The sequence below is a fragment of the Streptomyces sp. NPDC017676 genome, from assembly GCF_044329325.1.
Taxonomy (GTDB): Bacteria; Actinomycetota; Actinomycetes; order Streptomycetales; family Streptomycetaceae; genus Streptomyces.
Window position 1 is genome coordinate 18,533 of record NZ_JBIRJA010000036.1, and the last position, 26,765, is coordinate 45,297.

Here is a 26,765-nt window from a genome sequence, read left to right on the forward strand (position 1 = left end):
AAAGAGCTCAGTGCCACCAGCACGCCCTCGCGGCATAGAGATCGAGTGTCCAAGATCACGGGGAAACTTCACAGGGGGAGGTCGGCGTCGGCATAGTGACTGAGAGGTGCTGGCTGCGATCGTATTCGTGGCCACGCCAGGCTGCACCTGGCAGCGGCTGCCGTCCTCCTCGTTCGGGAGCGGCAGCTCACCGGCGCTTCACGGAGTGGTCGAAGGCCAGGGGCGAAGCTCCACCGCCTGGTCCTCGACGAGCTCGGTGTCCGCGGCGCATCGGCGCTTCGTCGAGGGCCCCTCAGTGCAAGTGCCGTTCGATCCGGTTTCTGTACTTCTGCCCGGTGGTGTAGACCGTGTTGTTGATGTCGCCGACGGAGAAATTGATCAGCGCGTCGCAGGCGAGGAGGCAGAAGCCGGGGGGCGGTCCAGGAGGCGTCGGAGCGGATGTGACCTGGATGGTCGTGGTGTTGTTGGAGGCGTCGCACTGTGCGTTGCCGTTATAGGCGGCGGTGATGGTGTGCGTGCCGGTGGTGGTGAACGTGGCGGTGTAGTCGGCCTGGCCGTTGGCACCGACGGGCACGGTGTCGAGCAGGGTGCTGCCGTCGAAGAATGTTACGCCGAGCCCGCCGGTGGGGTCGGCGGGACAATCGACCGTGGCTTCCAGCTGCACTGGAGTGCCTACCTCGGCGGTCTGGGGCGTTGCCGTCACCGTGGTGTTCGAGGGTACGGCCCAAGCGGGTGAGGCCAGCCCCAGCACAGCGGCGAGGGCTGCGACGGTGACGAGTTTTCCTTTACGTGGCGTGAGGCGCACCTGTTCGGCTCCTTGATCTGTCGCCGGGCCCGCAGCGTGCGGGCACGTGGAGCTTCACGCTAGGCGGATCTGCGCTAGCTGCTGGGAAGGCTGCGCCCGCAACCAACCCGGTTGGATCAGCGGCCGGGCTCGCCATAGGGGAGCGGTGCGTGGGGCGGGGTGAGTGTTGTGAGGCGGCAGCCACTCCTTGTTGCTGTCGGGGCGTCAGATGCCTGGTGCGTTCATACGGGTGTAGGTGAGCCCGGAGCTGGTACCACCTGCAGTAGTAACGGTCACGGTGAGCGGGCCTGCGGCTCCCGCGGGTGCCACGGCGGTGATCTGGGTGTCCGACACGACGCTGAAGGCGACGGCCGTGCCAGCGAAGGTCACGGCTGATGCGGTGGCGAGGTTGGTGCCGGTGAGAGTGACCACTGTGCCCGCGGAGGTGGGGCCGCTGCTGGGTGCCAGTGCCGTCAGGACGGGAGCGGCCACATAGGTGAACGCTACGGGGTTGCTTGTGCCACCCGGGGTGACCACGGTGATGGGTGAATTCCCTGTCCCCGGCGGAGCCGTGACGGTGATCTGTGTTGCAGACACGATCGTGAAGGAAGGGGCGTTGGTGGTGCCGAAGCGGACGGCGCTGGCGTTGAGCAGATTGTTGCCGGCGAGGGTGACCACAATGCCGCCGGCCGTTGGGCTCTGGGTGGGGGCGGCACCGGTGAGGACGGGTGGCGCGGCGTAGAAGAAAAAGGCGTCGGGGGCGCTGGTGCCGCCTGGTGTCGTGACGGCCACCACGGCGGCGCCGGCGCTGTTGGCTGGAGTTACGGCAGTGATCTGGGTGGCCGAGTTGACCGAGAAGGACATGGCCGGAGCCCCCGCGAAGGTGACCGTTGTGGCCCCGGTGAACCCGGTTCCCGTGAGGGTCACCGTGGTGCCGCCCGAGGTGGGACCGCTGCTCGGGGTCACACCCGTGACTACCGGCACCTGCGCCGTGATGTACGTGAACGTCACCGAGTTGCTGTTGCCGGTGGGATGGGCGATCGAGACAGCTGCCGCTCCCGCGGTGTGAGCCGGGCTGACGGCCGTGATCTGGGTGGCCGAATTGACGACGAACGATGTGGCGTTGGTGCTGCCGAACCGCACAGCGGTGGACCCCGTCATTCCGGTACCGGTGAGGGTGACGGTGGTGCCTCCGGTGGTGGGCCCTTGCGAGGGATTGATGGTGCTGATCGTGGGCGGCATGTAGAGCCTCCTAGGGCAGCCTGGGGCGAGGCGCCCGGGTGACATGGATGCCGGTCCGGGCCGATGAACCGCCCCGTTCGGGGCGCGAACGGATGAGAATGAGGCCGCCCGCCCGGGGCGGGTCAGGCAGAGGACGGGAGAGTCGGGCGACGGCACCGAGGGGCGATGCCCGGGGCCGCCGGTTGCCGTGCGGACGCCGACGGCCGCACGAGGCATGCTGCCGCCCGGTGAAGACCGGGCGGCAGCATGGAGGCTGGCTCAGATGCCGGGACCCGCGACGTAGGTGAACGCACCTGCGGCCGTGTCGGATCCGGCCGGGTTGGTCACCACCACGTCGACCGCCCCTGCGGTTCCAGGCGGGGTCACCGCCGAGACCGTGGTGGAGTTCACCACGGAGAACGGTGCCGGGTTGCCGTCGAAGGTGACCGACTCGGTGGTGCCGAGGTTGGTTCCGGTGATGGTCACACCGGTGCCGCCGGACGTCGGCCCCGACGTCGGCGCGACGGTGGTCACGACGGGCACGTCCACGTAGGTGTAGGACAGGCCGTTGTTCGTCCCTCCCGCGGTGGTCACGCTCACTCCTACGGGGCCCGCCGCTGCACCCGCCGGGACGGCAACGGTGAGCTGGTTGTCGGAGACGACCGTCGGCGTGGCGCTGTTGGCGCCGAAGGACACACTGGTGGCCGTCGCCAGCCCCACGCCGTTGATCGTGACCGTGTTGCCGCCCGCCAGAGGGCCGGAGGTCGGGCCGAGCGTGGACTTGAACGGGGCTCCGACGTAGAAGAACGGAATCGGGTTGCTGGTGCCGCCCGGGGTCGTCACCGTCACCCCGACGGTGCCGGTGCCCGAGGGCGAGACCGCGGTGACCTGGGTCGGTGAGACGTTGGTGATGTTGGTGGCCGGCTTGGTGCCGAAGGTGACGGCGGTGGTGCCGGACAGGTTCGTGCCGGTGATGGTCACCAGCGTGCCACCGCCGGTGGATCCCTGATTGGGGGAGATGGGCATAAGGAGACTCCTCGCTGACAGAAAGGGATGGGGACGCAGCGGAACCGGGAAGTACCGTGCCGAACCTCGCGGATGGCCTCACGGGAGAATGGCGGCTCAACTGTGTTGCCGGAAACGGAGCTTCCTCGTGAGCGCACAAGAAAAAACCGGCGGACGCCGCCCTTTGCCGTGATCCCCGGTAATGGGATGGGCGGCCCACCGGTTCGCTTCTTCAAGTACGTCATACCAACGCCTTACTGACAAGACGTTCGGCGACACCGAACAGCGCATTCGGATGACGAAGTGAGTTCCGGGAAGTGCTCGGTACCACCGGCGCACGCCTCCGCCGAACCTCCCGGCACCGCACAACAAGCCAGCCGGCACCGCGCAAGCAGCACCGACTGGCGATCCAACCCCCTCAGGGGTGCCCATCATGACCCCGGCGGACCTGCACCCTCCCCACGTGTGAAGGGCGACAGCCCCACCCGGACCACGCCCCCCGAGCGGTACGGGCTGCCCGTTGGTTGGACATTGCCAGTAAGTCAGACTTATGGCATATGCCTCAAGCAGCCGGTCGCGATGTCACCCGATCGGCGTAGCGCGTGAGACGGGCAAGGTAGTTACTCCAAATGTAGATCGTGATCTTCATCTGGCCACCACTGTCCGGCGTCACCAGCGGGCAACGAGCGTCTCCTCACCCCGGTTGCGGTACAGCCAGGTGGTCCCCGGTGTGGTGGCCCCGGTCAGATAGCCGACGACGGGCAGCCCAAACTCGGGGTCGTAGAAAGTCCGGCGGCACAGGCAGCCCGATCCGTCGATGGCCGAGGGACTGGCCTTGTCCTCCGTGACGCGCCGGTGGAACAGCGACGACCGGTCGGCGGCCGTCTCCGAACGCGACTCCGCGCACGTAGTACCGCCACGCGTTACGCCTCTGAACCTTCGCGACACTCAGCATCCCCACAGGGGACACTCGCTCTGACCTGCGGAAAAGCGCGATCCCGTGAGGCGGGATACCGGAACTTCACGGCCGATCCCGTACGGCGGGCACTTGCGGCGACACCGTGCCCGCCCGGCGGACACCACCAGGGCCATGCAAATGCTGCGCGATGCGGCACCCAGTCACACGCGCACTTGCGTCTTCGTCAGGGGGTCCAGTCGGAGGGGATGAGTGCGTTCCGGTTGCCTTCGTCGTCGGGTCGCCAGTTGGCGATCACAGCGTTCTGGAACCAGGGTTCGGGCAGGTTTGCGTGGTCGCTGACGATGATCTGCAAGTCGCCCTTGTTGAGTTGTACCACTTCGTCGAGGAGTGTGAAGTAGGCAGTGACGGTGGCCCAGTCGGCGTCCTGGACCTTGGAGGCGTCTCGGGGTTTCTCTGGGAAGAACGCCTGCGTGGGTTGATCAAGCATGAGGAAGCTGGGCACGGGCCGGCTGTTGCTTCGCATATAGGTGTGCAGGGCCAGGTGAGCAACGAGGTGGTAGCCGATGTGGTATTTAGCGCTACGGGACTGCTGCATGATCGGGTGACAGCGGGTTTTATGCAGCCAGGGCTGCGGGTGGGGTCATGATGGTCTCGTACTCGACGGGGGTCAATCGGGCCAGGCGTCTTTGACGTCGGCGTCGGTGGTAGGTGCGCTCGATCCAGGTGACGATCGCGATCCGCAGCTCCTGTCGGGTGGCCCAGGTACGGCGGTCGAGGACGTTCTTCTGCAGCAGCGCGAAGAAGCTCTCCATGGCCGCGTTGTCGCCGGCCGCACCGACCCGGCCCATGGAGCCGACCAGGTCGTGACGTGCGAGAACGGACGCGAACTTCCGTGAGCGGGACTGCGACCCGCGATCGGAATGAACAATGCATCCGGCGACCCGGCCGCGACGGGCCACCGCGGATTCAAGGGCTCTCACCGCGAGGCTGGATTTCATCCGGGCGTCGATGGAATAGCCCACGATGCGGCCGGAGTACACGTCCTTGACCGCGCACAGGTACAGCTTGCCCTCGCCGGTCGCGTGCTCGGTGATGTCCGTGAGCCACAGCCGGTTCGGCCCGGCCGCGGTGAAGTCCCGCCGCACCCGGTCATCGTGGACAGGCGGCCCGGCATTGGCGTTCTTCCCACGGCCTCTTCGCTTGCCGAAGGCACTCCACCAGCCGTTGTCCCGACAGATCCGCCAGGCGGGCTGCCCAGGATGGGGAAGGCGTCGCGGACGCGGGTGGCGACGTCCTCCTGGAGCAGCGAGTAGGCGTAGAGCATGGCGGCGTCGAACCCCTCCGGGGCCTGCCCCCAGCCTTCCCAGTCCAGAAGCCGCAGGGGCTCAGTGAGGTTCGCCCCGTGCAGGTCAGCGTGGGCAGTGGTCCAGCAGGTAACGGCGGGGGCCGGGATGCCGACGAACTCGGGGATGGCCCGGTCCATGTACTGCTGACGTACGGCGACACGGTCAGTGACAGTTGCCGACATTTTCTCCAGCGTCTTGGTCAGGTCAGCCCACCAGGAGCCGGGCAGCTGGAGGTCGTGCTGGAGGATCGGGTCGTCGGACAGGACCGGCTGGTCGACGCGGGCCGACAGCTCCGCCCGGTAGGCGGTGCCGTCGTCGACGGCATCGTGCACGGCCAGGAGCTCGGGGCGGTGCCCGTCGAGGTCGCCGAAAGCATGCTGTGCGTCCAGGGCGCCGTCCCACAGCTTCCCTGACGCCTTGGCCTCCGGGGCGGACACCAACCGCAGCCACGCCGGGGCGCCGGCGGCGGTGCGGGCCGGGGCGCCCAGGGTGCGCCCAGCCCACCCCCAGAACTCGCCGCCCGGCTCGGTCTGGACGTCCAGGGCCTCCGCGGCGCGGGCGTGGTGGGTGCGCATGCGCTGTTCGGTGTCCGGGTCAGGGGGAGGCGAGTACATGAGTAATCTCCCGCAACTTGGCGGCGGTCAGGGAGGGTTGGGCTACGGCTTCGGCCGCGTCCCTCCAGTGTGGCGTACTGGAGGCCGCGTTGAGGACGTCCGTCACTCCTGGACATGACGCGACGGTGAGGAGGCACGCCTGTGCGGGGGTCAGGCCGGGCCGGATGAGGTCGGCGAGCTCCTGGTCGACCATGCCGGGGAGCTCGCCGCCGTGCAGCGGCGCGGAGGCCACCACCCGCAGCCCCGCACCCACGGCGGCCGGGAGCGGACCCCGGCCGTCCAAGGCCTGGACGATCAGCGTCATCATCACCAGGCTGACCGGCAGCTGCACCGCGACCAGGCGGTGGTGCTGTCCGCCCGCGGCTTCGGCGGCCAGGGCGAGCAGCTCCCCCACCGTGAACGCCTCTTCTTCCAGACCCGCCCACGTGGCGACCCCGTACCCGGCCACGTTCCCGGCCGCCACCTCCTCCTCCAGGACCACGAAGGCGGCCCGCATCGCCTGGTGCAGGGCGAGACGGTCGCCGGGGTGTGCACGCTCGGGGTTGTGCAGCATGACCAGGTCGAGCCGCTCACGTCCGAGCTGCTCACGGTTACGGCGGACCTGCCAGCGCACGTAGTCCGGGGCGAGGCTGTGCCCGGCCGCAGCCTGGTCCTCGGTGAGGACACCGGCGTTCACGGCGTCGGTGCCGGTGGCCCCCGTGAAGTACCCCGCTTTCGTGGAGACCCGCAGGGACGGGTGGGCGGCCAGGACCGGAGCCAGCAAGTCCTGGGCGCGGCCTGCGGCGTAGTTCGGGGCGGTGTCGATCCACCGCGCGCCGGAGGCGGCCGCACGGGCAGCCGCCTCCGGGATCGCCCGGCACCGATAGGTGCCCAGAGCGAGCTCCGCTGTCACAACAGGCTCCCCACCACGGCGGCCTGCCCTGTGACGAGCTCCTGGACCAGCCCGACGACGTCCTCCAGGGCGAGGCCGGCCGTGTCGGCGAGAGTGGCCAGGTCCACGGCGCGGCCGTCGACCAGCGGACGCAGTACCGCCTCTGCCTCGAGGGCGAAGTGCGATCGCTAGTACTGCGGATACGTCCACCTCTTCGCCAACCCCGACCTCAGGACGTACCGACAGAAGCGGGAACACTGAGGCTTGTCGGCCTGCTCGAGCGTGTTATCGCGCAAAAAGGGGTAGAAGTGCCAAAAGGTGCACTTTCTTGTTCAGTCCTTCGCGGAGTGCACCTGCCGGGAGAGCGCCATGGATCTATGGCTGGTCTGGTTGATCGCCGCAGGGGTGCTGGCGGTGGCGGAGATCTTCACCCTCACTGCCGCGCTCGGGATCCTCGGCGTCGCCGCGGCGGTCACGGCGGGAACCGCCGCCCTGGGGCTCTCGCCGCCCTTGCAGCTCGTGGTCTTCACCGCTCTGGCCGCGACCAGTCTGTTGTTCGTGCGCCCCGTCGCAGCGCGCCATCTGCTCAATCCGCAGACCGAGCGATTCGGCACGGATGCGCTGGTGGGTCGCTCCGCCCGTGTCGTGTCGGAAGTGACGGGCCTGGGCGGCAGGGTCCGCATCGGTGGCGAGGAGTGGACGGCCCGCTCCTACGACGAGACGCTGGTGATACCGCAGGGAGCGACCGTCGACGTCATGGAGATCGATGGCGCCACCGCCGTCGTCTACCCCCGGGAGTGAGTCATGGACGTGACGGGACTGGTGATAGCCGGTCTGATCCTCGCGGCGCTCGCGGTGTTCACCGTGGTGCGGGCGGTACGCATTGTGCCGCAGGCGCGGGCCCGCAACGTCGAACGCCTCGGCCGCTACCGGCGCACCCTGAGGCCGGGCCTCAACCTTGTCATCCCCTATGTCGACCGCGTCTATCCGGTGATCGACCTGAGGGAACAGGTGGTCTCGTTCCGGCCACAGCCGGTCATCACCGAGGACAACCTGGTTGTCGAGATCGACACCGTGCTGTACTTCCAGGTCACCGATCCACGGGCGGCCGCCTACGAGATCGCCGACTTCCTGCAGGGCGTCGAACAGCTCACCGTCACCACCCTGCGCAACGTCGTTGGCTCGATGGACCTGGAGAAGACCCTTACCTCCCGTGACACCATCAACAACCAGCTCCGTGGTGTGCTCGACGAGGCCACCGGCAAGTGGGGGCTGAGGGTCAACCGTGTGGAGATCAAGGCCATCGACCCTCCGCAGTCCATCAAGGACGCCATGGAGAAGCAGATGCGCGCCGAGCGCGACAAGCGGGCGGCGATCCTGGGGGCGGAAGGGCAGCGCCAGTCGCAGATCCTTACCGCCGAAGGGGACAAGCAGGCGGCAGTGCTCAGGGCGGAAGGCAACCGCACCGCCGAGATCCTCAAGGCCGAGGGGCAGTCCCGAGCCGTCGACGAGGTGTTCCAGGCCGTGCACCGCAACGACCCCGACCCCAAGCTCCTCGCCTACCAGTACATGCAGATGCTGCCCCAGCTCGCCCAGGGCGCGGGCAGCACCTTCTGGGTGATCCCCAGCGAGGTCACCTCCGCGCTCCAAGGGGTATCCCGCGCCTTCAACGAGGTGCTGCCCCGGTCGCCGGCCATCCGGGAGACGTCCGCGGAGGACAGGGCGGCCACCCAGGCGGCAGACGATGCGGCGAAGGCGGCGGAGGCCGCTGCCGAGGCACTTGCCGACGCGGCCGAAGCCGACGCCGACACATATCCCTTCACCGCCGGCCGTCAGACGCCGCAAGCACCAGGGGGCAGGGAGGGGACGGCCGGTCAAGCCCCTGCCGCCGACGCGTCCCGCCGGGCGAGGTGACCGGATAGGCCCTTCCGGATAACGGTCGCGTCACGAGGGACGTCTGGGTGTCCGATGAAGGCTTGGGCGCACTGGGCTAGGGTCCAGCCCGGTGGTGGCCTGCAGGCCGCGTGAGCCGGTCGCGCGCCGGGACGTGAGCTGGTCCAGGACGTCGACGATGGCGCGGACGGGCTGGTGCGGGAGGGTGTGGAAGAGGAGGCGGGCGAGGAAGTCCGCTACCGCCGTGCGCTCCCGTGCGGGCAGGGCGTTGAGGAGGTCTACAAGCGCTTGGGGTGGCGAAGGCGGTAGGCGTGAGTGGGTCGAGCAGGGGCCGTGTCGGCGGTCATCAGCCCTTCTGTTTGTTCTGCCGTTCCGCCGTAGTGGTGGTGTGGGTCGTGCGTTGGTAGGTGTCCGGGATGCCGTCGGCCTCAGCGTCGAGGTTCTCCTCCTCGGACAGGTGGCGGTAGATCACGTTACGGCGGCGCAGCAGTACAGCGGCGAGTGCCGCCGAGATGAGGGAGCCGACGAGGACAGCGGCTTTGACGTGCTCGCCGGTGGCGCTGCCGGAAAAGGCGAGCTCCCCGATGAGCAGGGCGACCGTGAAGCCGATGCCTGCCAGGGTCGACAGGCCGAAGACGTCGGCCCAAGCGAGCTCCGGGTTGAGCTGGGCCCGGGTGAAACGGGCCGCCAGGTAAGTGCCTAGGAAGATGCCGAGAGCCTTGCCGGCGGCCAGGCCGATGACCACCCCGAGCGGCTCTGGTGAGGTGAAGACCTGGCTCAGCGCGTCGCCGGAGACGCTGACGCCGGCGGCGAAGAGGGCGAACAGCGGTACGGCGACTCCGGCGGAAAGCGGGCGCAGCAGGTGCTCGGTCCGCAGGGCGGGCGAGTGCTCTTCCCCTTCGTCGGGTGTGGTGCGTAGCAGCAGCGCCATGACCACGCCGGTGACCGTGGCGTGCACCCCGCCGTTGTACGTCAGCGCCCAGACAGCGACACCCAGCGGCACGTACCACCACCAGCCGGTTACCCGGAACCTCTGCAGCAGGTAGAAGAAAACCAGTCCGGCCGCAGCCCCCAGCAGCGCCCAGACGTTGATGTGGGAGGTGAAGAAGACGGCGATGACGAGAATGGCGCCGAGGTCGTCGACCACGGCCAAGGTCAGCAGGAAGGCCCGCAGGGCCGACGGCAGGTGGGTGGAGATCACGGCCAGGACCGCGAGGGCGAAGGCGATGTCCGTCGCCATCGGAACCGCCCAGCCTTCCATGCTGCCGCCCCCGGTGCCGACGGTCAGGGCGTACAGCGCTGCGGGGATGGCCATGCCGCAGACGGCCGCCACCATCGGCAGCGCTGCGGTGGCGGTGGTGCGCAACTGGCCCACCACGAGCTCGCGTTTCAGCTCGATGCCCGCGACCAGGAAGAAGATGGTCAGCAGACCGTCGGCGGTCCAGTGCCCGACGCTCAGGTCGAGCCCCAGGGCCGCTGTCCCGAAGTGGAACTCCCGCACGGTTTCATAGGCGTCGCTCCAGGGGCTGTTCGCCCACACCAGGGCCACCACGGCCGCGGCCAGCAGCGCCAGGCCGCCGACCGTCTCCGTCCGCAACGCGTCGGCCACAGCCTGCCGCTCGGGCCAGGGAAGAAAACCGAGAAAGGGCGCACGCGTACGCGGGGTGGCAGCCATGTCGGTGTGCACCTCCGGTTGTCGGCAACGGGCGGTACAGCCCCTGACAGACGCCGACCAGACTTCCCGGCACACCCCGCGTCATTTCTGACGCCTTCCCCTCACCCTAACGGCCGATCCACCGCGGGCCCACCGCTTGCCGGTTCTTTTGGCAGCCGCGTACGACGACAACCGTGCAGGAAGCGTGCGTCGCCAGGGAACGGCTGACCGAGCCCAGCAGTGCACCCGTGATCGGTCCTCTTCCCCGGCAACCTGTTACGACGGCGGTGGCGCGTCGGGCCTCCCGCAACAAGGCTGCTTCGGCGTCCTCGGGAACGATGTCGACGGCGATCTGCACACCCGGGTGACGTTGCCGGGCTCGCTCGGTGGCGTGGCCGAGGATGTCCTGGGCGAGGGAGCGTTCGGAAGCAACCCCTGCGGACTCCATGAAGGAAGGCCCTTCGTAGCGCTCCCACAGGCAGGCGTGCACGAGGCGCAGGGGCAAGCCGTGCAGTGCCGCTTCGTCTGCGGCCCAGTCGATCGCTCCCAAGCTGCTTTCTGATCCGTCGACCCCCGCCACTATGGGCAGCAGCATCAGTCTCACCGCCTTGGTGCGCGCGACGGCCTCTACAGCACAGTGCCCGTCCCGAGATCTTGTGGCGCGGGCCTGCGGTCCTGGCGGGAACGCAGACGCGCATGGTCTTGTGTCGTTTCACAACGGCGTCTGCGGGTTGTTCGTGCCGGCAGACCTACCCCGACGACGCGGTTGCCTTTCTCTGCCACCCCTACCAAATTTTGAGATCTGTTTAACATCTTCTGATGGTTCCTTGGGGTCTCAGGTGTCGGGGGGCTTGGCGGCGCGGTGCGGATTGGCCGGTGGATCCCGGTCGGCTGTAGGAGAGGCATTCTCGGCGGGAGCAGAGGCGGGAGCCGTGCCGTCATCGGTCCGAGATCGGTCATCAGTGGGGCCGGACAGTGAGGGCCGAGCCATGCTCAGACCGATGGAAACGGCGAGAACGGCGACGATGACGGCGAGGCTGAGGGGTGAGGGAATTTCTGGAACGGCGGTGCTGATCGTTTTATGGGACGCCTGGAGGATGAGCTTGACCCCTATGAAGGCGAGGATGAGCGCCAGGCCCTTGCTGAGGTAGTGGAAGCGGTCGAGCAGCCCGGCGAGCATGAAGTACAGAGCGCGCAGTCCGAGGATGGCGAAGGCGTTGCTGGTGTAGACGATGAAGGCGTCACTGCTGACGGCCAGGACGGCGGGCACGCTGTCGACGGCGAAGACGAGGTCGGCGGCTTCGATCGCGGCGACGACGGCGAGCAGCGGCGTGGCGACGCGCTTCCCGGCTTCCCTGACGAAGAAGTGGGTCCCCGCGTATTCGTCCCGTACCAGGACGACCTTGCGAAGCAGCTTCACGGCGAAGCTCTTGCCGGGGTCGAAGCTGTCGTCCTCTTCTTTAAGAATCTTGTACGTACTGTAGAAGAGGATCGCGGCGAAGACGAACAGGACGGCGGTGAAGCGGCTGACCACTGCGATACCGGCGGCGAGGAAGATGCCGCGGAAGACCAGGGCGCCGAGGACACCGAGGAACAGCACGCGGTGCTGGTAGGCGCGCGGCACCTTGAAATAACCGAAAATCAAGGCGAAGACGAAGAGGTTGTCGACCGACAGGCTCTTCTCCAGAAGCCACGCGGTCGTGTACTCGACTCCGGCGGTCGTGCCGACCACCGCGAAGATCACGCCACCAAAGACGATCGCCAGGCCCACCCAGACACCGCTCCAGGCGGCGGCCTCGCGGAAACCGATAATGTGTTCCTGCCGGTGGGCGAGAAGATCGACCGCCAACGACACCAGCACGGTGACGGCGAACGTCATCCACATCCACAGCGGCACGTCATGCACGGTTCCGACCTCTCCAGCGTGATCGACCGGCGGTCTTCTTACGAGTCTGGGGCACGTGGCGGGGGTTGTCTCCCTGGTGTCGATGCATGGACGCTGAGCGGAACGGCTCTGCGCTCAGCAGCACGTGCCCGCTCAAGAGTCGGCCTGGGGCGGTCGTTCGGTGCTGCGTTCACCGAAACCATGCGTGCGTGGAGAGTTCCGGGCGTATGCCGCGCTCGGCGCGAGCGAGGACGACGGCGCTGGACAGCAGCCCGACGTGGCTGAGCGCTTGGGGGAAGTTACCGAGGAAGGAGTGGTCGCGGGGGTCGATCTGCTCGGCGAGCAGGCCGAGCGGACTGGCGTAGGAGCACAGCTTTTCGAATAGTTCCGCGGCTTCGTCGATGCGGCCTTGGCCCGCGAGGTTGTCCACGAGCCAGAAGCTGCACAGCATAAAAGCGCCCTCAGGCTCGTCAAGGCCGTCGGGTGAGTCCCGTGGCAGGTATCGGTAGAGCAGGCCGTCGCCCGCGCCGAGGCGTTCGGTGATTGCCTGCGTAGTGGCGATCATGCGGGGATGATCGGCCGGGAGGATGCGTCGCAGTGGGAGGGCAAGGAGCGAAGCGTCCAGTCCTCCTGTCGCATCGAGGTGCTCGGTGAAGCAGTGCGCGCGCTCGTCCCAGGCGTCCTGGATGATCCGCCCGGTGAGGCGACGGGCCTCCGCAGCCCACGTGCCCGGGTTGCCCGGAAGGTTCAGCCGGGTGGCGAGTCGTGCGGCCCGGTCCAGGGCGACCTGGCACATCGCTGCCGAGTATGTGAAGGGGCGTGCCCGGGTGCGTACTTCCCAGATGCTGTGATCCGGTGTCCGCCAGGCGGTGCGGGCCTGCTCGGCCAGGCGGTGCCACAAGCCGGTGCTCACAGGTCGGCCTGTGGCCGCCCATTGGAAGGCGCAGTCGAGGAGTTCTCCGTAGACGTCGTGCTGAACCTGTTCGGCGGCGGCGTTTCCCCACCGCACGGGTGTGGAGCGGTGGTAGCCCTCCAGTTCAGCGTCGATCACCTCCGGCGGTGGAGGACGGCCGTCCACGTCGTAGAGCACGCGCAGTCGTCCGTCGCGACAGGCAGCGGTCAGCGCCCAGTGGAGAAAGCCTCCCGCTTCGTCGGGTAGGCCGATCCGGCGTAGTGCGAAGACGGTGTAGGCCGCGTCGCGGATCCACGCGTACCGATAGTCCCAGTTCCGGTCGCCTCCGATGCGTTCGGGCAGTGAGGAAGTCGCGGCGGCGACGATGGCGCCGTTCTCGACGTAGTCCAGGAGCTTGAGGGTGGTGGCCGAGCGGCGCACGAGGTCCGGGCGGGGTGTGTCGGCCACTACGAAGGCTGACCAGCGGCGCCAGGCTCGTACGGTGTCGTCGAGGCACTGGGAGACTGATCTTTTCGATTCGGCGCCCTGTTGTTCGCTCCACCGCAGACGGACCCAGAGGTCTTCGCCCTGGCTCAGGTGCAGAGTGCATGCCGGATCGGCCAGTGGCCGGGACACGGTCAAGTAGATCTTCACGGGCTGCCGGGGGCAGTTCAGTTGCCAACCGGTGGTTTGACGGTCGGCCTGGGTGTCGCCGCGCGGTCGCACTGCCACTTTCAGATCGACAGAGCCCTGGGTGACACGTGCGTGCCGGAGCAGTTCCCCTGTGCCGGCCGGGGCGTCCACCTCCAGCTGTGCACCTGGTCGGAGGAGGAGCGCGTCGGTGACCTCGACGAGGCCGGTGTCTGTCCTCAGTTCTGTCACCAGGACGCCGGTGTCCTCTAGGTAGTGCTGGCGGCTCAGCTGTAGCCCGTCCGGCGCCAGCAGGAAGGAACCGCCACGGTGGCGGTCGAGCAGCGAGCAGAACAGGGGCGGAGCGTCGAAGCGGGGCACGCACATGAAGCTGACGGTGCCGTCGCGGTCCACGAGGGCGCACGCGCGGCCGTCGCCGATCAGGCCGTGGTCCTTGATCGGCAGGTAGTCCACCGGAGGTGCCGGCGACCACTCGTTCATGTGTGACCCAGTACCCATCGAAGGCGAGCCGGATCACTCGGAGGGTTGCAGCGGGCGGGAGGGCCAGTCCAGGAGGCGGGCGCCGAGGGCTGCGGTCTGCAGGATGTACCGCTGGCCGGGGTCGGTGGGGTCTTGGCCGGTGAGTTGCCGGATACGGGTGAGCCGGTAGGTGACGGTACGCACGCTCACCCCCAGTCGGCGTGCCGTGGTCGTGTTCAGGCAGCCACTGGCGAAGTACGCGTCCAGGGTTGCCAGGAGTGCCCGGGGCCCGCCTCGTGCTTCCTCCAGGCCGCCGAGGACGGTGGCCACCAGGTCGGTGATGGCGGCGCGGTCCCTGCCGAGGACTTGGAAGACCAGCAGGTCGGAGGCGTACACACGCGGGGCGGTCAGGCCGAGCTGGGCGGCGAGGTCGAGGGTGCCGCGCGCCTCCTGGTACGAGCGGACGATGCCACTGGGACCGGGCCGCGGGCGGCTGACGGCGATGCGGCAAGGCTCGTCGACAGCACTGCGCACCGCAGTGGCGAAGAAGTCCGCAACGTCCGGCACCGCGCCGGGCGATACGCATACGAGCAGACTGTCTTTGGTGGTGATCAGTACGTCCTGTGGGGTGAACCGTGCGGTCAGCGCTTCTTCGACGTAGCGCGGGGTGTCGTCCCCCGCGCCGAACGGCTTGCCCGCCCGGGCGACGGCCACGCTGTGCGGCCCGACCAGCCGCAGCCCGAAGCGTTCGGCCCGCTCGGCGAGGCGGCCCAGGTCGGTTCGGCCGTCGAGGAGGTCGTCGACGAACTCCCGCCGCATCGCCTCCTCGCCCCGGATGGCCGCACGATGGGCGGTTTCATAGCCCTCGGTCAGTGCCACGGTCGCCTCGCCGATCGCCCTGATCAGAGCAGATACGACTTCCCTCAGGTCTTCGGCCTCCAGAGCATGCCCGGTGCCCGACAGGTCCGTCCAGACCCGGTGGACCAAGGTGAGGTACTCGGCGACCAGGATGCGCAGGGCTGTTCCGCGGCCGGCCGCCGTGGCGGCGAGCTGCCGGAGTTGTTCAAGGTCCTCACTGGGCAGTCGCCGCTTGCCGAGGGAGGCACCCGCGAGCTGGTTCAGGTGGCGTTCCATCCCCGCCGTCGGGGGTTCGTTTCCCTCGACGGCCGCGGCATCCCGTGCGGGAATTCTGGCAGGCGGTGCCACGGGACCCGGGGCTTGGGGACGCTTTCCCGTCGGCATGCTCCCATCTTGCCGTAGGTGGGCAAAGAGCGAGGGGCTGAGACGGCCGTGTTTGTGCCTGCCCGGCAGGCGTCCAGCCGATTCGCCCGGGTATTCCATGAGTAGAGCGCCAATGGAGAACCCTGTGACCAGGGGGTATCGCGCTGTGTTCCGATCCCGCCTCCTCACGTCGGTCAGGAGGATCACCCAGATGCTCCTGGTGGCCCTGGGCTGTCTGCTGGCAGCCCCTGCTGTGAGCGCGGCGCAGTCGCCGACCGTGCTCGCGACGCGGGTCGACGGCACCATCACTCCGGTCGTCGCCGGCCATCTTGAGGAGGGACTAGGTGTCGCTGAACGGGATGGGCATGAGGCGCTCCTGGTCGAGATGGACACTCCGGGCGGGCTGCTCCAATCGACCCGGGAGATCGTCCAGGACGTCCTCGCCTCCGAGGTGCCGGTCATCGTGTACGTCACCCCCTCTGGGGCGAGGGCCGCGTCGGCAGGCGCCTACATCGCGCTGTCCGCGCACGTCGCCGCCGTGGCGCCGGGCACGCACATCGGCGCCGGTACGCCGGTGACCGGGCAGGGCGAAGAGGTGAGCGAGAAGGTCGTCAACGACGCAGTCGCCTTCGCGGTCTCGATCGCCGAGCAGCGGGGGCGCAGCACGGACTTCGCCCGGGACATGGTCCGCGAGGGCAGGTCGGTGTCTGACCAGGAGGCCATGCGGATCCAGGTCGTCGATCTCGTGGCGCCGTCCCGCGATGCTCTGCTCAGCAAGCTGGACGGCCACCGTGTTGTGGTCGGCCCGCAGGACGCGGAGCGCGAGGTCGTACTGCGTACGGCGGGTGCGCAGGTCGTGGAGCACGAGCTGGGGTTCTTCGGTGAGCTGCGGCAGATGCTGGCCAGCCCGGAACTTGCGTATCTCTTCCTGTCGATCGGCACGCTGGCCGTGATCTACGAGCTGGCCAGTCCTGGCATGGGTTTCGGCGGTGTCCTCGGCGCGGTCCTGCTCGTCCTTGGCTTCGTCGCACTCAGCGTTCTTCCCTTCAACGTGGGCGGGCTGCTGCTGCTCGCCCTGGCCGCCGCCCTGTTCGTGGCGGAAGTACTCACCCCCGGCGTCGGGGTCTTCGCCGCAGGGGGAACGGTGTCCCTGCTGTTCGCGGGGGCGCTGATGTTCCGCGGTGAGCTCCGTGTGGACCCCGCTGTGCTGTGGCCGGCCGCCCTGGTGGCGGGCGGCGGATCGGTGCTCGCCGGTCGGCTGGCCTGGCGCGCCAGGAAGGCACCGGCGACGACCGGGAACCAGGCGCTGCTGGGCCGCGAGGCACTCGTGCAACGGGTCGAGGGCGACATCGGTCAGGTGCAGCTTGAAGGGGCGTGGTGGACCGTACGCGGCCGTGATGCGGAGCTCGCCGACGGTCAGCGCGTCCGCGTGGTGGGCCAAGACGGCTTGGAACTGATCGTCGAACCCGCCGGGCCCACACCAGGCCCAGGCACGGAACAGGAGGACCGGCCATGAACGCAAGCTTGATCGGCATCATCATCGGCGCAGTCGTCCTTCTGCTGCTACTCATGTCCGCGGTGAAGATCGTGCCCGAGTACGAGCGTGGGGTGATCTTCCGCCTCGGCCGGATCATCGGAGCGAAGGGGCCGGGGCTGTTCTTCATCATCCCCGTGGTCGACCGTATGTTCCGGGTGTCTCTGCGGACCGTGACCATGGACATCCCGCCGCAGGACGTCATCACCAAGGACAACGTCACCGTACGGGTCAACGCCGTCACCTACTTCAACGTCGTCGACCCCAACCGCTCTGTGGTGGCCATCGAGGACCACATCAAGGGGACCTCGCAGATCGCCCAGACGACGCTGCGCAGCATCCTCGGCCAGGTCGACCTGGACGAACTGCTGATCAACCGGGATGAGATCAACCAGCGGCTTCAGCGCATCATCGACGACGTCACCAACCCGTGGGGCGTCAAGGTCACCCTCGTCGAGGTCAAAGACGTCGAGCTGCCCGAGGCCATGCGGCGCGCTATGGCCCGCCAGGCCGAGGCCGAGCGCGACCGGCGCGCCAAGGTCATCCACGCCAAGGGCGAGTTCGAGGCCGCCCAGACCCTGGCGGACGCAGCGGAACGGATCGAGGGCCACCCCGCCGCCATGCACCTGCGGATCCTGTCGACCATGGCGGAGATCTCCGGTGAGCGAAACTCCACCCTCATCTTCCCCCTGCCCATGGAGATCCTGCGCATGGTCGACATGCTCCGGGGCTCCGACGCTCCGCCGAGCGGCGCCCGCACCCCATAGGCCAGACCCGCTGAGCGGCCGTGCACTCGGCAGTCGACACCGCGTCCCCCGAATACAAGGTGATCGGTATGAACCCCTCTATGGACGACCGGCGCATCTTCGCAGAGATGGAGCGCCGCCTCTCCCAGGACGACCCCGAGTTGGTCGGGCTGATGGATGCGCTGAACCATCAGTTTCCCGACGGCCAGGCCGACAGACATGCCCTTGAGGACACCGACACCCCTACCGACGCATATAGCCCTGACAACGCAGACGTCCATGAAGTCGACGTTCTGCGCCTCGACTGGCGCTGGAAGGCCATCCTGGTGTTCGCCGTCGTGCTGGTGGCGGGTCTGATTCTCACGGCGGTCTTCAACAGATCAGCCTCAACCGGTGACAATCAGGGACCACCGAACAGCCGTGCTCTAGCCGTATCCATCCACACGCACAGCAGAGGGCTCCCGGCTCCGGGTGAGCACCGGGGCACCTCCGGCCGCAGGGGTGCTGATGGTCGACTCCGCCGTCGCAGCCGTGCGCGCCGCTGTCCGGCTGCGACGGCGTCAAAACTTCGGCCGTATCGGCTGGCGTGGCAACCGGCATCGGCTCACGGTCTCGCTGTCCCCTCACACCTGCCCAGCGAAAGTGATGCGCCCATGACCAGGAAAGCGACTCCCGCCGCCACCCACCCCCGCCGAGTGACACTGACAGCAGGCGGAAACCGTGCATGTGCCGACCCGTGGACACCTCGGTTCATCGGTTCAGGGGTAGGACCGCCTGCCCCAGTCCGCAGGAGAAGGTCATGAACAACTCGGTACGGATGGGCCGCGTTCTGGGTGTGCCGCTGCGCATCCACTGGACCGTTCCCCTGCTGGTGATGCTCTTCGGATACAGCCTGGGCAGCCAGACCCTTCCGGCCAGGATTCCGGATCAGTCGAATGCCACTTACACCATTGCCGGCCTGGCCGGGGCCCTGCTTCTCCTTGTGAGCCTGCTGGCCCATGAGATCGCCCACGCGATCACGGCCCGTAAGAATGGCATCCCTGTCCAGAGCATCACACTGTGGGCCATGGGCGGCATGACCCAAATGGGCAAGCCCCACACGGCCAGCTCCACGTTCTGGATAGCCGTCAGCGGGCCGCTCACCAGCCTGCTCGCCGGTGCGCTGGCGCTCGGAGCGGGCATCGGGCTGGACACACTGCCCGGCTGGGCGGTGCCCGCAGCCGTCCTGCTCTGGCTCGGCTGGGTGAATTTCGTCCTCGCCGTGTTCAACCTGCTGCCCGCCGCTCCGCTCGACGGAGGACGGGTGGTGCAGGCGCTGACGTGGTGGCGTACGGGAGATCAGAACCGCGCCGAGCGAGCGGCCGCACGAGCCGGTCAGGTCCTCGGCATCGCGCTGATCGGCCTCGGGTGGATCGTCGTCCTGCGCGGCGCGCTGAGCGGGTTGTGGCTGACGGTCATCGGCTTCTTCGTCCTGATCGTCGCCGGCGCAGAACACCAGCGTGCGAGGCTCGCTCCCGCCCTGCGCGGAATGCGAGCGGGAGATGCCATGACCAGCCCCGTCGAGACGTGCCAGGACTGGCTGACCGTGCAACGCTGCATCGATGACGTGGCCGCGCGGACCCGGCACTCCTCACTGGCCCTGATCGACTTCGAAGGGCGCCCCAGCGGACTGGTCCACCTCCCGCGGCTCGCGAGGATTCCCGCCGCGCAACGGGAGACGCTTCGCGTACGCGACGTGGCGATCCCCAGGGCGCGCTGTACGACCTGCGCCCCGGACGATCTGCTGCAGGACGTGCTCGAAAAGCTCTCCCCGGGCCGCGCCCTGCCCATCCTCGTCACCGAGGGGCAGAACCTGGCGGGCATCATCACCGCGGACGACATCTCCCGGATCGTCCAGCGCCAGGCACTGCGCGGCACAGATAGTCGGTAACGCTACCAGGGGTTGGGGTGTCGGCCGATGGGAGCGTCACAGCATGGAAGGGTTCGATGGTGGCGGTGGCGGCGGAATCCGCTGCGCCGAGGCAGTGACATCGTCGAAGCGTGGGTATTGCTCGCCGCGTGGGTGGTCGCACTCGTCGGCGGCCTGCTCGCGGGCCTGGCAGTTGCGGACGCCATAAGAGAGTCCACCGAACGGCAGCGGTCAGAGCGACGCGAGGTCTCGGCCGTACTCGTCGAGGACGCGGAGGGCCGGCTGCCCGAACGGGCACCCAGCGGGTATCGGGTCTGGGCGACAGTGCGCTGGACGACGCCGGAAGGTTCCACGCACACGGACGAGGCCAAAGTGCCGTCCGGGACCCCGGCCGGGCACACGGTCACCGTGTGGGCGGACCGGGAAGGCAAGATCGCGGCTGAGCCCCTAACCGATGAGGAGACCCGGTGGCACGCGATCTCAGGAGGCGCGCTGACCGCGTCAGGGGCGAGCGGGGCCGTGCTGGCCGTCGCCTGGGGGGCTCGCCAAGGACTGGAGCGGCACCGTATGGCGCGGTGGGCTGCGGAGTGGGAGCGCATGAACACCCAGGAAGGAGGGAAGAAAGGCTCACCTTGAGGGCGGGGCAGAGTGACCCTTGGAGGAACTCCGCTCGCATGGGTGGATAGAAGGCGTCTGAACGCGTCACGCCCGGTCCCGGGACGGGAGCGGGGCCCATCCGTCCATGCTTGTGCGCCGCATCAGGGGAGTTGCCGCCACGGACGGGGACCGAGCCAGGGAAGGGAGGGAAGACGTCGCGGCGGCCGCGGTGGCGGGCCAGAGCCCGCCGGTTCTGCATCCGCACTCACCTGCCCGACCCGTTTTCCCAAACCCCGAGGCGCCGGCCCCGGACGGCGTTGGCAAGACCGTCAAACGCCCCGAGACTCTCAAGGTCATCGGCAAGCGCCGGAAGATCTTGGTAGAGAGCTGCACAGCGTGGGGCAAGACCGGTGCTCTCCGCTCACTGCCCTGGTGCGGGCCAGGCAGCAGGAGAGAGACCGCCGCAGTCTGAGCTTTGGGGGGGCGAAGGCTTACCCAAAGAGGAAGCCGACCATCTGGTACGGGACCATGAACAGGCCAAGGCCGAGGAGCGGGAGCCCGATGGCCAAGGGGCCGGAGATCTGGGCGGCGAAGTGCCGGCCCGGCGCCACGGGCGCAGCCCGGGTAGGACGCAGCGGATCGAAGACGATCGCGAGCCGGGTGTAGTCACCGCCGTAGTAGCGCGACGGCAGGCTCGGAAAGATCTCCCGCTTCACACCCTGCAGATCGACGTAGGCGAAGTGACTCCTGCTCTCGAACCCGCGGGCATGCCTCGCCATGACCGAAACGCCGCGGCGGTTCAGCACGAGCCAGTCGTACCACCAGGTCATACCCAGGGACAGCAGGAACCCCCCGGAGCCGAGGGGCAAAACACCGATGCCCCACAGCATCGCCCGCCCGATGTCGTCCGCGGCCACGAAGACCGCCAGACCGGCGAGGTAGAGCAGCACCGACACCGCTATGACGAGGCGGCTCCTCCACCTACCGGCGTGCGCCGGGGGCTTCGCCGCAGGCGAGGCATTCCCGAGCACCTCGACGAGCTGCTCACCGTCCCGCACGGGCGTCCCGGGCATCCGCCGCGGCAACGCCTCGTTGACCGTGCGCGCGAACTGGTCCGCCGCCCTCCGGGCACCACCGTCCAGCCGGTAGACCGTCGGAGATGCGCCAGGGCTCGCAGTCAGGACAACCTCGACCGACCCTTCCGATTCCGCGCCGAGCCGGACCTCCTCGATCGCGGTGAGTGGTATCCGGCGTTGCAGTCCGTCCTGCATCAAATGGACCGCCGTGCCCTCCAGCCACACACTCCCGTCACGCCCCCGCACCGCGACAGACGCCACAGGTCTCCCCGATGTCTGATCCATGGCCCCCCTCGATCACGTGGCGCACTGTACTGCAAGGCGCCGGAGGCGGGGCACCGGAGCATGCCAGGCCGAAACGCAAAAGGCCCGGCACCGCCGAGGGTGCGGGGCCTTCTCAGGCTCAGTCGCAGTACGAGGCGAGGTCGCCCCGGCGGCGGATGTCGAGAGTGGCGCAGTGGAAGGAGCCGCCGAAGGGGGCGTAGTGCAGGAGGCCGAACGGTATCGGAGTGAAACCCCACTTCTCCAGGGCACGGAGCATGCCGGTGTGATGGCGTTCGGCGATGACTCGCTGTTCGTCGAGCATGAGGACGTTGAGGCTGAGCCACTTGCCGCACATGGAGGTGATCTTCAGCAGCCGGTCGGGAATGGGATCAGGCTCGGGAGCGGTCAGGATGTCCCAGGAATGCAGGGCTTCAGGCAGGTGGTCGATGTCGACGTACTCGGGGTTGACCAGGGCTTTGCCGGGGCCGAGCGGCAGGAATGTCGTGTCGATGTGCATGGGGGTGCGGCACCGGCTGGGGATCTCGTGGATGCGGTAGCCGGGGCCGAGGTGCCGACGCAGCCAGTCGATGCCCATGGCGTTGGTGACGTTGCTGCGCAGGGCGAACAGGTCGCGGCCCGCTCGGACGAAGTCCGCGGCGTCGAAGACCGGCTCGAACTCGGTGAGGATGTAGCGCATCGGCTCCCCGTCACGGGGGACGGTGAAGTGGTCGTCGTAGAGCTCGTCGGTGAGCTGTGGTTTCGGGGCGGCTGTCCAGCGCGCTCCCCGCCGGAAGTAATCCTTCAGCAGACCCCGGTAGGAGAAGGTCTCGAAGTAGCGGCAGGGCCATGCCATCGGGGTCTCGATGATCTCGTCGCCGATCACCAGCAGGCTGTCGCGGGGACAGCTGTTGCAGAAGCCGCGTGAGGACCATGCGGGCGTGCCGAACTGCGCCCGGTGATCGGCCGGGTCTGGACGGGTGACCGTGATGCCGAGGGAGCGGAGCAGGGCGACGAACCCCTCCAGCTCCCGACGCGCGGGTTCGACAAGAGCGCGCGGGTAGCGGCGGCCCGCGGTCAGACTCTGGAGGCGGGCGGTCCAGCGAGGCACGTTGCAGGTGACCACCGCATGGCCGGGTGGGATCGCCGCCCCGTCCAGACGGCCCACGACGATCTCCTCCAGCGGATCCCACTCGGTGTGCGAGCACACCGCCGGCCCGCAGATGGTCGTTGTGTGCTCAGACAGGGTCGGATGCGCGGTCATCGCGACGTCCTCCGTCCGGTCGATGGGCGACCCTTCCGTCCTGCCGGTGGAGCCCGAGTTCCCCCTTCGTTGTATAGGACACTCGCCGTGCAGGCGGGTGGGCTCTCAACCCCCCGTGGGACCAGCCCGGTCCTGCCTTGCTACCAGGCGGACGCGGCATCCTCATTGAGTGTTCGTCCACCGACCTGAGCGGTCCAAGCGCCGACGCACTTCCCGAGGTTTCCGCGCCCGGCTCGGGACCGTCCGCCATGAGCAGGGCGCCCCGGCCTGATTTACCGGCTGACAGCCAGCCCGCCCAGCGCGCACGCCGGGCGCCCAGCCAGCCGCTGACATGGGCGGCTTCACCAGGTGTCAACTCGGACGCGGAACGTCAGCCCGTCCGGGCTGCTCAGATACTCCTACGGCGCGACGCCGCATCCGGCTGACTCCCATGAGTGAGGATGAGACCGGAGAACATGAGAGCGTTCGTGCCGAAGAAGCGGAACTCCCCCGGCGGGCTTGGCACGAAGTGGAAGTAGAACACCCCCTGGATCACGCAGGGAACACCCACCAGCAGAGCTCCGAGCCCGTAAATCCGGGGGCGGGTGACACGACGGCGTACCCAGGGCAGTGTCCAGCCGGTCGCATCGACGCCATGCCCAGGGTGACCGCCAGCAGGCCCAAGACCATGCCACTTCCAACGACCCATTCCATGAGCCCCTCCCCATCGCCTGAGCTCGCCCGCGCCTCGCGAACTCGCCCGCTGATCATCCACGCTGATCAAGATCAGTGCCAGGCTGCACATCAAGTGGTATCCGGAGCCTCGGGACAACAACGCAGATGCACCGCGCAATCCGTCCTTTCACAGCTTCGTCCAGCTGTGCGGTCGGCAATCCTCCCCCCGCCTTGACAAGCCGGTCCTTCCGGGCACGGCCACTTGGCACGGTGCGCTCGGGATGTCTGGTGTCAGAGGTCCTCGGCTGGCCAGTCCAGCAGCCGTGCGCCGATCACTGCCGTCTGGAGCATGTACCGATGAGCGGGGTCTGCGGGGTTGGCGCCGGTGAGTTTGTGGATGCGTTCCAGTCGGTAGGTCAGGGCGCGCACGCTGAGAGTGAGGCGGCGGGCGGCCTCGGCGGCGACACAGCCGGAGTCGAAGTACGCGCTGAGGGTGTCCAGGAGCGGCTGCGCGCCGCCGCGGGCCGTGGTGAGCGGTCCCAAAGTGCCAGCGACGAGGTCGGCCATGGCTTGGCGGTCGCGGGTGAGGACGGGGTAGACCAGCAGGTCGGCGGAGCGCAGAACAGGGTCGTCCAGGTGGAGGCGCTCGGCCAGTTCGAGGGCGTTGAGCGCCTCCTCGTAGGACTGGACGACGCCTCCCGGACCTGGTTGGGGTCGTCCGATGGCGACCCGGCCGCCGTCGGTGGCGGCGTGGGCCTGTTTGGCGAAGTAGGTGAGGACCTCGTCCTGGTGGCCGGGGGCGATGCACAGCAGTCGGCCGTCCTTGGTGGTGAGCAAGATGCTGCGGTCGCCGAAGCGGGAGATGAGCGCCCGTTCAACCTGCCGCGGCACCGGGTCGCCCTCGTCGTAGGCGGCGGGGCCCTGCGCGACGGCGACAGCATGCGCGTGGGACAGGCGCAGGCCGAAGCGCTCGGCGCGCTCGGCGAGGCGGCCCAGGTCGCTGCGGCCATAGAGAAGGTCGTCGATGAACTCCCGACGAGCGGCCTCTTCCTGGCGCACGGCGACAAGCTGGGCGCGTTCGTATCCCTCGGCGAAGGCGTCAATGACCTGCTGCACGGCGGCAAGCGCGTCGTCGGCGGAGCCGTGCGAAGGGGGCCAGGCCGTGCGGGCGGCGGCCAGATGCGCGCTGACGAGGGCGCGCAGCCCGTGTCCTGCCTCGGCGGCCTGCTCACCGAGGGCGCGGCGGGAGGAGATCTCATCCCGGGTAAGGCGTCGCCCGGTGGCCGATACCTCAGCCAGTATCTGTGCGTAACCGTCCAGATACGGCTCCGGGATTTCCCGGTCTGTCATGTCGTCCCCCGGTCATTGACGTGCCGGGTGACGGATCCTGGCGGCCACCGGCATGCAGACCCTAATGAACACTGCCGGGAAGCGGCAATGCGCGATCGCGACCGGATCCTGGAGCATGGCTCGCGGGGAGCACGGCGGATGGTTTCGGTGCCGGACACCGGCAGGTGCCCGGCACCGAAATCCCGGAATGACCGTGCATGCGCCGTCGGAGACGCTGCCGCTTGCGGAGAGGGGGCCAGGAGATGCGAGCAGTTCTGGCAGCGGCCACGGGCCTGCCTACGATGCTGCTGACCGCTGCGCTCGTCGTGGTCGTCTGTTTCTGGCTCCTGGCCGCTGTGGGCGTTGCCGACGTCAACAGCTTCGACACGGATGTGGACGTGCAGGCGTGGCGTATGAGTGGAGTGCCCGTGACGGTGGCTTTCTCGCTGCTGGCAGTGCTCGCCTGGTCCTTGAGCGTGGGGGCGGCGGTTGTGCTGGGTGTGCTGGCGCCTCCGACGCCTGCCGACGGGCTGCTGCGCCTGATCGCTCCGGTGGGAGCGCTGTTCGCCGCCTGGGTCATGGCCTGCTGGATCGTGGGGCTGTTGCGCCGCCTTTTCCCGGACGAACCGGTGCTGTCCGGGCTGGGCGAAGTTCGTACAGGCGATGACGCCGGATCGCGGGAAGCCCGCGAAGCAGCATGAGTTCACGACACCGGCGTGGCCTTGCTCACTGCCGGCCTCTTCATCCTCGCCGTGACCCGCCGGCACTGACCTCTCGCCCCTTTCGACCGAAACCCTGGTACCGATGATGATCTGGCAGTGGATTGGCCTCGCCGTCTTCTCCGTCACCCTGCTGCCCGCTGGTGTCGCTCTGCTCACCGGCCGCGTACCTCAGCGGCTGCGCCCCCGCCTGGATCCCATGCTTCCGCGCGGCCTGGCGTTTCTCGGCTTCTACGCCGCTGCGCCGCTCAACGCCGTTCCCCGCCTGGCCGGTGCCTCGCCCTTGATCACACTGGCCGCCACAGGCCTGGCGATGGCGGTGACACTCGCGGGATGCACCGTGGTGATCGTCGCCATCCAGCGGACACGGGCCGCCCGATGACTGGCCGTACACAATTGGCGCGGCATGCCTGGTCCTTCACTGCCTGGTGGCTTCTGCTGACTCTGGCTCTGTGGCTGCTTGGCCACGCCGTCGGTCATGCCTCTTCTCTGACGGCATGCGCCGCTTCCTCAGCGTTCCTGGTCGGCATGGGGGAGATCGGTGACTGGCTGCGCCGACGTTGGGCAGCTCACCGGGGACACGCCGGGCCGGCTGCTAAGAGATCCCGTTCACGCCGCGTGCAGGGGTGATCCGGTGCTCTCTCGTTGGTGGTATGCCCTGATCAGCGGCGCGTGCCTGCTGGGCTTCCTCGTCGCCGCGGGCACGGGGGCCTGGGCGGATGAGCACAAGATCGGCTGGCTTTCTTCGGGGTGCGTCGCGATCGGAGGCGGCATGCTGGGCGTCGGACTGGTCATGGCCGGACGGGCCCTTTTGCCCGGTCGGCTACGGCGGGCGATGTTCCGGGTGCCTCCACCCGAAGGACGGCACCGACGACCAGGGCCACCGCGTCCGTGAACATCCACAGCAGGTGCTACACATCCTGTCTCTGCCGGGTCACGTGCGCACCCCGATCCGCAGGAGCTGCGCCAACAAGTCAGCGCGGTGCAGCAGCAGTTCGACCACTTCTTGCGTGACGTGTACGCCTTCCCCAGCGGGCTGCAGGCTCCCGATGACGTCCTCGTCGCGCCTGCGGGAGCACGCTGGAAAGCCGTCTGAATCGTCACGACGTGCAGCCATCCCACATGCCTCCTCGCAGAACGGACCCCGCAGGTCTCAACCCGCCGGCTGAGCTGACCCCGGTTTCGTGGAGTCCCTGAAGCCAGGCATATGATTCTGGCCCGAAGGAGAACCACGAGCAGTGCCAGCACCACGCAAATACCC

General features: G+C 68.4%; 21 protein-coding genes and 3 pseudogenes. 9 read left to right on the forward strand and 15 right to left on the reverse strand.

The genetic code is table 11. The features are described 5' to 3' along the window. Positions 1-73 precede the first annotated feature (73 nt). Positions 74-315 (forward strand): annotated as a pseudogene (locus tag ACH4LD_RS41660) (transposase); the annotation flags it as partial. Here ACH4LD_RS41660 and ACH4LD_RS41665 read toward each other — a convergent pair. The 5 genes and pseudogenes from ACH4LD_RS41665 to ACH4LD_RS41685 form a co-directional block, all read right to left on the reverse strand. Then, the gene (locus tag ACH4LD_RS41665) at positions 293-805 is read right to left on the reverse strand and encodes an Ig-like domain-containing protein (RefSeq protein ID WP_398059448.1); all 513 of its coding nucleotides are present in this window, start codon (positions 803-805) and stop codon (positions 293-295) included. The pseudogene ACH4LD_RS41660 and the gene ACH4LD_RS41665 overlap by 23 nt on opposite strands. 204 nt (positions 806-1,009) lie before the next feature. Further along, positions 1,010-2,026: an IPT/TIG domain-containing protein gene (locus ACH4LD_RS41670; protein ID WP_398059450.1), complete on the reverse strand. Its 1,017-nt coding sequence runs from the start codon at positions 2,024-2,026 to the stop codon at positions 1,010-1,012. 258 nt (positions 2,027-2,284) lie between these two features. Next, on the reverse strand, positions 2,285-3,031 hold the full coding sequence (locus ACH4LD_RS41675) for an IPT/TIG domain-containing protein (protein WP_398059452.1): 747 nt from the start codon (positions 3,029-3,031) through the stop codon (positions 2,285-2,287). A gap of 1,121 nt (positions 3,032-4,152) precedes the next feature. Continuing rightward, on the reverse strand, positions 4,153-4,524 hold the full coding sequence (locus ACH4LD_RS41680) for a DUF3732 domain-containing protein (RefSeq protein WP_398059454.1): 372 nt from the start codon (positions 4,522-4,524) through the stop codon (positions 4,153-4,155). A gap of 19 nt (positions 4,525-4,543) precedes the next feature. Then, a pseudogene (locus ACH4LD_RS41685) lies at positions 4,544-5,170 on the reverse strand (IS3 family transposase); the annotation flags it as partial. 341 nt (positions 5,171-5,511) lie between these two features. Between ACH4LD_RS41685 and ACH4LD_RS41690 the strand changes: the two are divergent. Then, positions 5,512-5,688 carry a hypothetical protein gene (locus tag ACH4LD_RS41690; protein ID WP_398059456.1) on the forward strand — a complete coding sequence of 59 codons (177 nt, stop codon included), beginning with the start codon at positions 5,512-5,514 and terminating at the stop codon, positions 5,686-5,688. A 181-nt stretch (positions 5,689-5,869) separates the two neighbouring features. On the opposite strand, the gene ACH4LD_RS41695 is transcribed toward ACH4LD_RS41690, so the two are convergent. Both ACH4LD_RS41695 and ACH4LD_RS41700 read right to left on the reverse strand, forming a co-directional pair. Next, the gene (locus ACH4LD_RS41695) at positions 5,870-6,781 is read right to left on the reverse strand and encodes an aldo/keto reductase (RefSeq protein WP_398059458.1); all 912 of its coding nucleotides are present in this window, start codon (positions 6,779-6,781) and stop codon (positions 5,870-5,872) included. Beyond that, positions 6,778-6,918: pseudogene (locus ACH4LD_RS41700) on the reverse strand (hypothetical protein); the annotation flags it as partial. The pseudogene ACH4LD_RS41700 and the gene ACH4LD_RS41695, both read right to left, overlap by 4 nt. Before the next feature lie 211 nt (positions 6,919-7,129). Here ACH4LD_RS41700 and ACH4LD_RS41705 point away from each other — a divergent pair. Both ACH4LD_RS41705 and ACH4LD_RS41710 read left to right on the forward strand, forming a co-directional pair. Then, a complete protein-coding gene (locus tag ACH4LD_RS41705; RefSeq protein ID WP_398059460.1) occupies positions 7,130-7,561 on the forward strand; it encodes an NfeD family protein in 432 nt (143 codons plus the stop codon). 3 nt (positions 7,562-7,564) lie between these two features. Then, positions 7,565-8,674: an SPFH domain-containing protein gene (locus ACH4LD_RS41710; RefSeq protein WP_398059462.1), complete on the forward strand. Its 1,110-nt coding sequence runs from the start codon at positions 7,565-7,567 to the stop codon at positions 8,672-8,674. A gap of 325 nt (positions 8,675-8,999) precedes the next feature. On the opposite strand, the gene nhaA is transcribed toward ACH4LD_RS41710, so the two are convergent. The 5 genes from nhaA to ACH4LD_RS41735 form a co-directional block, all read right to left on the reverse strand. Beyond that, on the reverse strand, positions 9,000-10,328 hold the full coding sequence (nhaA, locus tag ACH4LD_RS41715; RefSeq protein ID WP_398059464.1) for a Na+/H+ antiporter NhaA: 1,329 nt from the start codon (positions 10,326-10,328) through the stop codon (positions 9,000-9,002). A gap of 106 nt (positions 10,329-10,434) precedes the next feature. After that, positions 10,435-10,902, reverse strand: a complete 468-nt coding sequence (locus ACH4LD_RS41720) for a universal stress protein (RefSeq protein ID WP_398059466.1) — start codon at positions 10,900-10,902, stop codon at positions 10,435-10,437. Positions 10,903-11,142: 240 nt separating this feature from the next. Then, positions 11,143-12,213, reverse strand: coding sequence for a TerC family protein (locus ACH4LD_RS41725; RefSeq protein ID WP_398059468.1), 1,071 nt, complete (start codon positions 12,211-12,213; stop codon positions 11,143-11,145). 169 nt (positions 12,214-12,382) lie between these two features. Further along, a complete protein-coding gene (locus tag ACH4LD_RS41730; RefSeq protein WP_398059470.1) occupies positions 12,383-14,215 on the reverse strand; it encodes a glycoside hydrolase family 15 protein in 1,833 nt (610 codons plus the stop codon). Between the two features lie 33 nt (positions 14,216-14,248). Then, on the reverse strand, positions 14,249-15,328 hold the full coding sequence (locus tag ACH4LD_RS41735; protein ID WP_398059472.1) for a PucR family transcriptional regulator: 1,080 nt from the start codon (positions 15,326-15,328) through the stop codon (positions 14,249-14,251). A 298-nt stretch (positions 15,329-15,626) separates the two neighbouring features. Here ACH4LD_RS41735 and ACH4LD_RS41740 point away from each other — a divergent pair, with 298 nt between their 5' ends. The 3 genes from ACH4LD_RS41740 (at position 15,627) to ACH4LD_RS41750 (ending at position 19,625) form a co-directional block, all read left to right on the forward strand. Next, positions 15,627-16,931, forward strand: coding sequence for a nodulation protein NfeD (locus ACH4LD_RS41740; RefSeq protein WP_398059474.1), 1,305 nt, complete (start codon positions 15,627-15,629; stop codon positions 16,929-16,931). Next, complete coding sequence (locus ACH4LD_RS41745) at positions 16,928-17,716, forward strand: slipin family protein (protein WP_398059476.1); 789 nt, start codon at positions 16,928-16,930, stop codon at positions 17,714-17,716. The genes ACH4LD_RS41740 and ACH4LD_RS41745 overlap by 4 nt, the downstream gene beginning before the upstream one ends. A gap of 778 nt (positions 17,717-18,494) precedes the next feature. Next, complete coding sequence (locus ACH4LD_RS41750) at positions 18,495-19,625, forward strand: site-2 protease family protein (protein WP_398059478.1); 1,131 nt, start codon at positions 18,495-18,497, stop codon at positions 19,623-19,625. A 1,067-nt stretch (positions 19,626-20,692) separates the two neighbouring features. On the opposite strand, the gene ACH4LD_RS41755 is transcribed toward ACH4LD_RS41750, so the two are convergent. From ACH4LD_RS41755 to ACH4LD_RS41765, 3 genes are all read right to left on the reverse strand, one after another. Further along, positions 20,693-21,472, reverse strand: coding sequence for a hypothetical protein (locus ACH4LD_RS41755; protein WP_398059480.1), 780 nt, complete (start codon positions 21,470-21,472; stop codon positions 20,693-20,695). 208 nt (positions 21,473-21,680) lie between these two features. Next, positions 21,681-22,802 carry an amidinotransferase gene (locus ACH4LD_RS41760; RefSeq protein WP_398059482.1) on the reverse strand — a complete coding sequence of 374 codons (1,122 nt, stop codon included), beginning with the start codon at positions 22,800-22,802 and terminating at the stop codon, positions 21,681-21,683. Positions 22,803-23,747: 945 nt separating this feature from the next. Beyond that, complete coding sequence (locus ACH4LD_RS41765) at positions 23,748-24,806, reverse strand: PucR family transcriptional regulator (RefSeq protein WP_398059484.1); 1,059 nt, start codon at positions 24,804-24,806, stop codon at positions 23,748-23,750. A gap of 281 nt (positions 24,807-25,087) precedes the next feature. Here ACH4LD_RS41765 and ACH4LD_RS41770 point away from each other — a divergent pair, with 281 nt between their 5' ends. After that, positions 25,088-25,486, forward strand: coding sequence for a hypothetical protein (locus ACH4LD_RS41770; protein WP_398059486.1), 399 nt, complete (start codon positions 25,088-25,090; stop codon positions 25,484-25,486). A gap of 103 nt (positions 25,487-25,589) precedes the next feature. Beyond that, positions 25,590-25,886 (forward strand): hypothetical protein, encoded by a 297-nt coding sequence (locus ACH4LD_RS41775; protein ID WP_398059488.1) that lies wholly within the window; start codon positions 25,590-25,592, stop codon positions 25,884-25,886. Positions 25,887-26,765: the final 879 nt, after the last annotated feature.

Coding starts and splice junctions, on each gene's coding strand:
- ACH4LD_RS41730 (WP_398059470.1), bottom strand. CDS start 14,215: ATGAACGAGTGGTCGCCGGCACCTCCGGTGGACTACCTGCCGATCAAG.
- ACH4LD_RS41705 (WP_398059460.1), top strand. CDS start 7,130: ATGGATCTATGGCTGGTCTGGTTGATCGCCGCAGGGGTGCTGGCGGTG.
- ACH4LD_RS41680 (WP_398059454.1), bottom strand. CDS start 4,524: ATGCAGCAGTCCCGTAGCGCTAAATACCACATCGGCTACCACCTCGTT.
- ACH4LD_RS41765 (WP_398059484.1), bottom strand. CDS start 24,806: ATGACAGACCGGGAAATCCCGGAGCCGTATCTGGACGGTTACGCACAG.
- ACH4LD_RS41745 (WP_398059476.1), top strand. CDS start 16,928: ATGAACGCAAGCTTGATCGGCATCATCATCGGCGCAGTCGTCCTTCTG.
- ACH4LD_RS41670 (WP_398059450.1), bottom strand. CDS start 2,026: ATGCCGCCCACGATCAGCACCATCAATCCCTCGCAAGGGCCCACCACC.
- ACH4LD_RS41710 (WP_398059462.1), top strand. CDS start 7,565: ATGGACGTGACGGGACTGGTGATAGCCGGTCTGATCCTCGCGGCGCTC.
- ACH4LD_RS41740 (WP_398059474.1), top strand. CDS start 15,627: ATGCTCCTGGTGGCCCTGGGCTGTCTGCTGGCAGCCCCTGCTGTGAGC.
- ACH4LD_RS41675 (WP_398059452.1), bottom strand. CDS start 3,031: ATGCCCATCTCCCCCAATCAGGGATCCACCGGCGGTGGCACGCTGGTG.
- ACH4LD_RS41750 (WP_398059478.1), top strand. CDS start 18,495: ATGAACAACTCGGTACGGATGGGCCGCGTTCTGGGTGTGCCGCTGCGC.
- ACH4LD_RS41770 (WP_398059486.1), top strand. CDS start 25,088: ATGCTGCTGACCGCTGCGCTCGTCGTGGTCGTCTGTTTCTGGCTCCTG.
- nhaA (WP_398059464.1), bottom strand. CDS start 10,328: ATGGCTGCCACCCCGCGTACGCGTGCGCCCTTTCTCGGTTTTCTTCCC.
- ACH4LD_RS41775 (WP_398059488.1), top strand. CDS start 25,590: ATGATGATCTGGCAGTGGATTGGCCTCGCCGTCTTCTCCGTCACCCTG.
- ACH4LD_RS41755 (WP_398059480.1), bottom strand. CDS start 21,472: ATGCAGGACGGACTGCAACGCCGGATACCACTCACCGCGATCGAGGAG.
- ACH4LD_RS41735 (WP_398059472.1), bottom strand. CDS start 15,328: ATGGAACGCCACCTGAACCAGCTCGCGGGTGCCTCCCTCGGCAAGCGG.
- ACH4LD_RS41760 (WP_398059482.1), bottom strand. CDS start 22,802: ATGACCGCGCATCCGACCCTGTCTGAGCACACAACGACCATCTGCGGG.
- ACH4LD_RS41720 (WP_398059466.1), bottom strand. CDS start 10,902: ATGCTGCTGCCCATAGTGGCGGGGGTCGACGGATCAGAAAGCAGCTTG.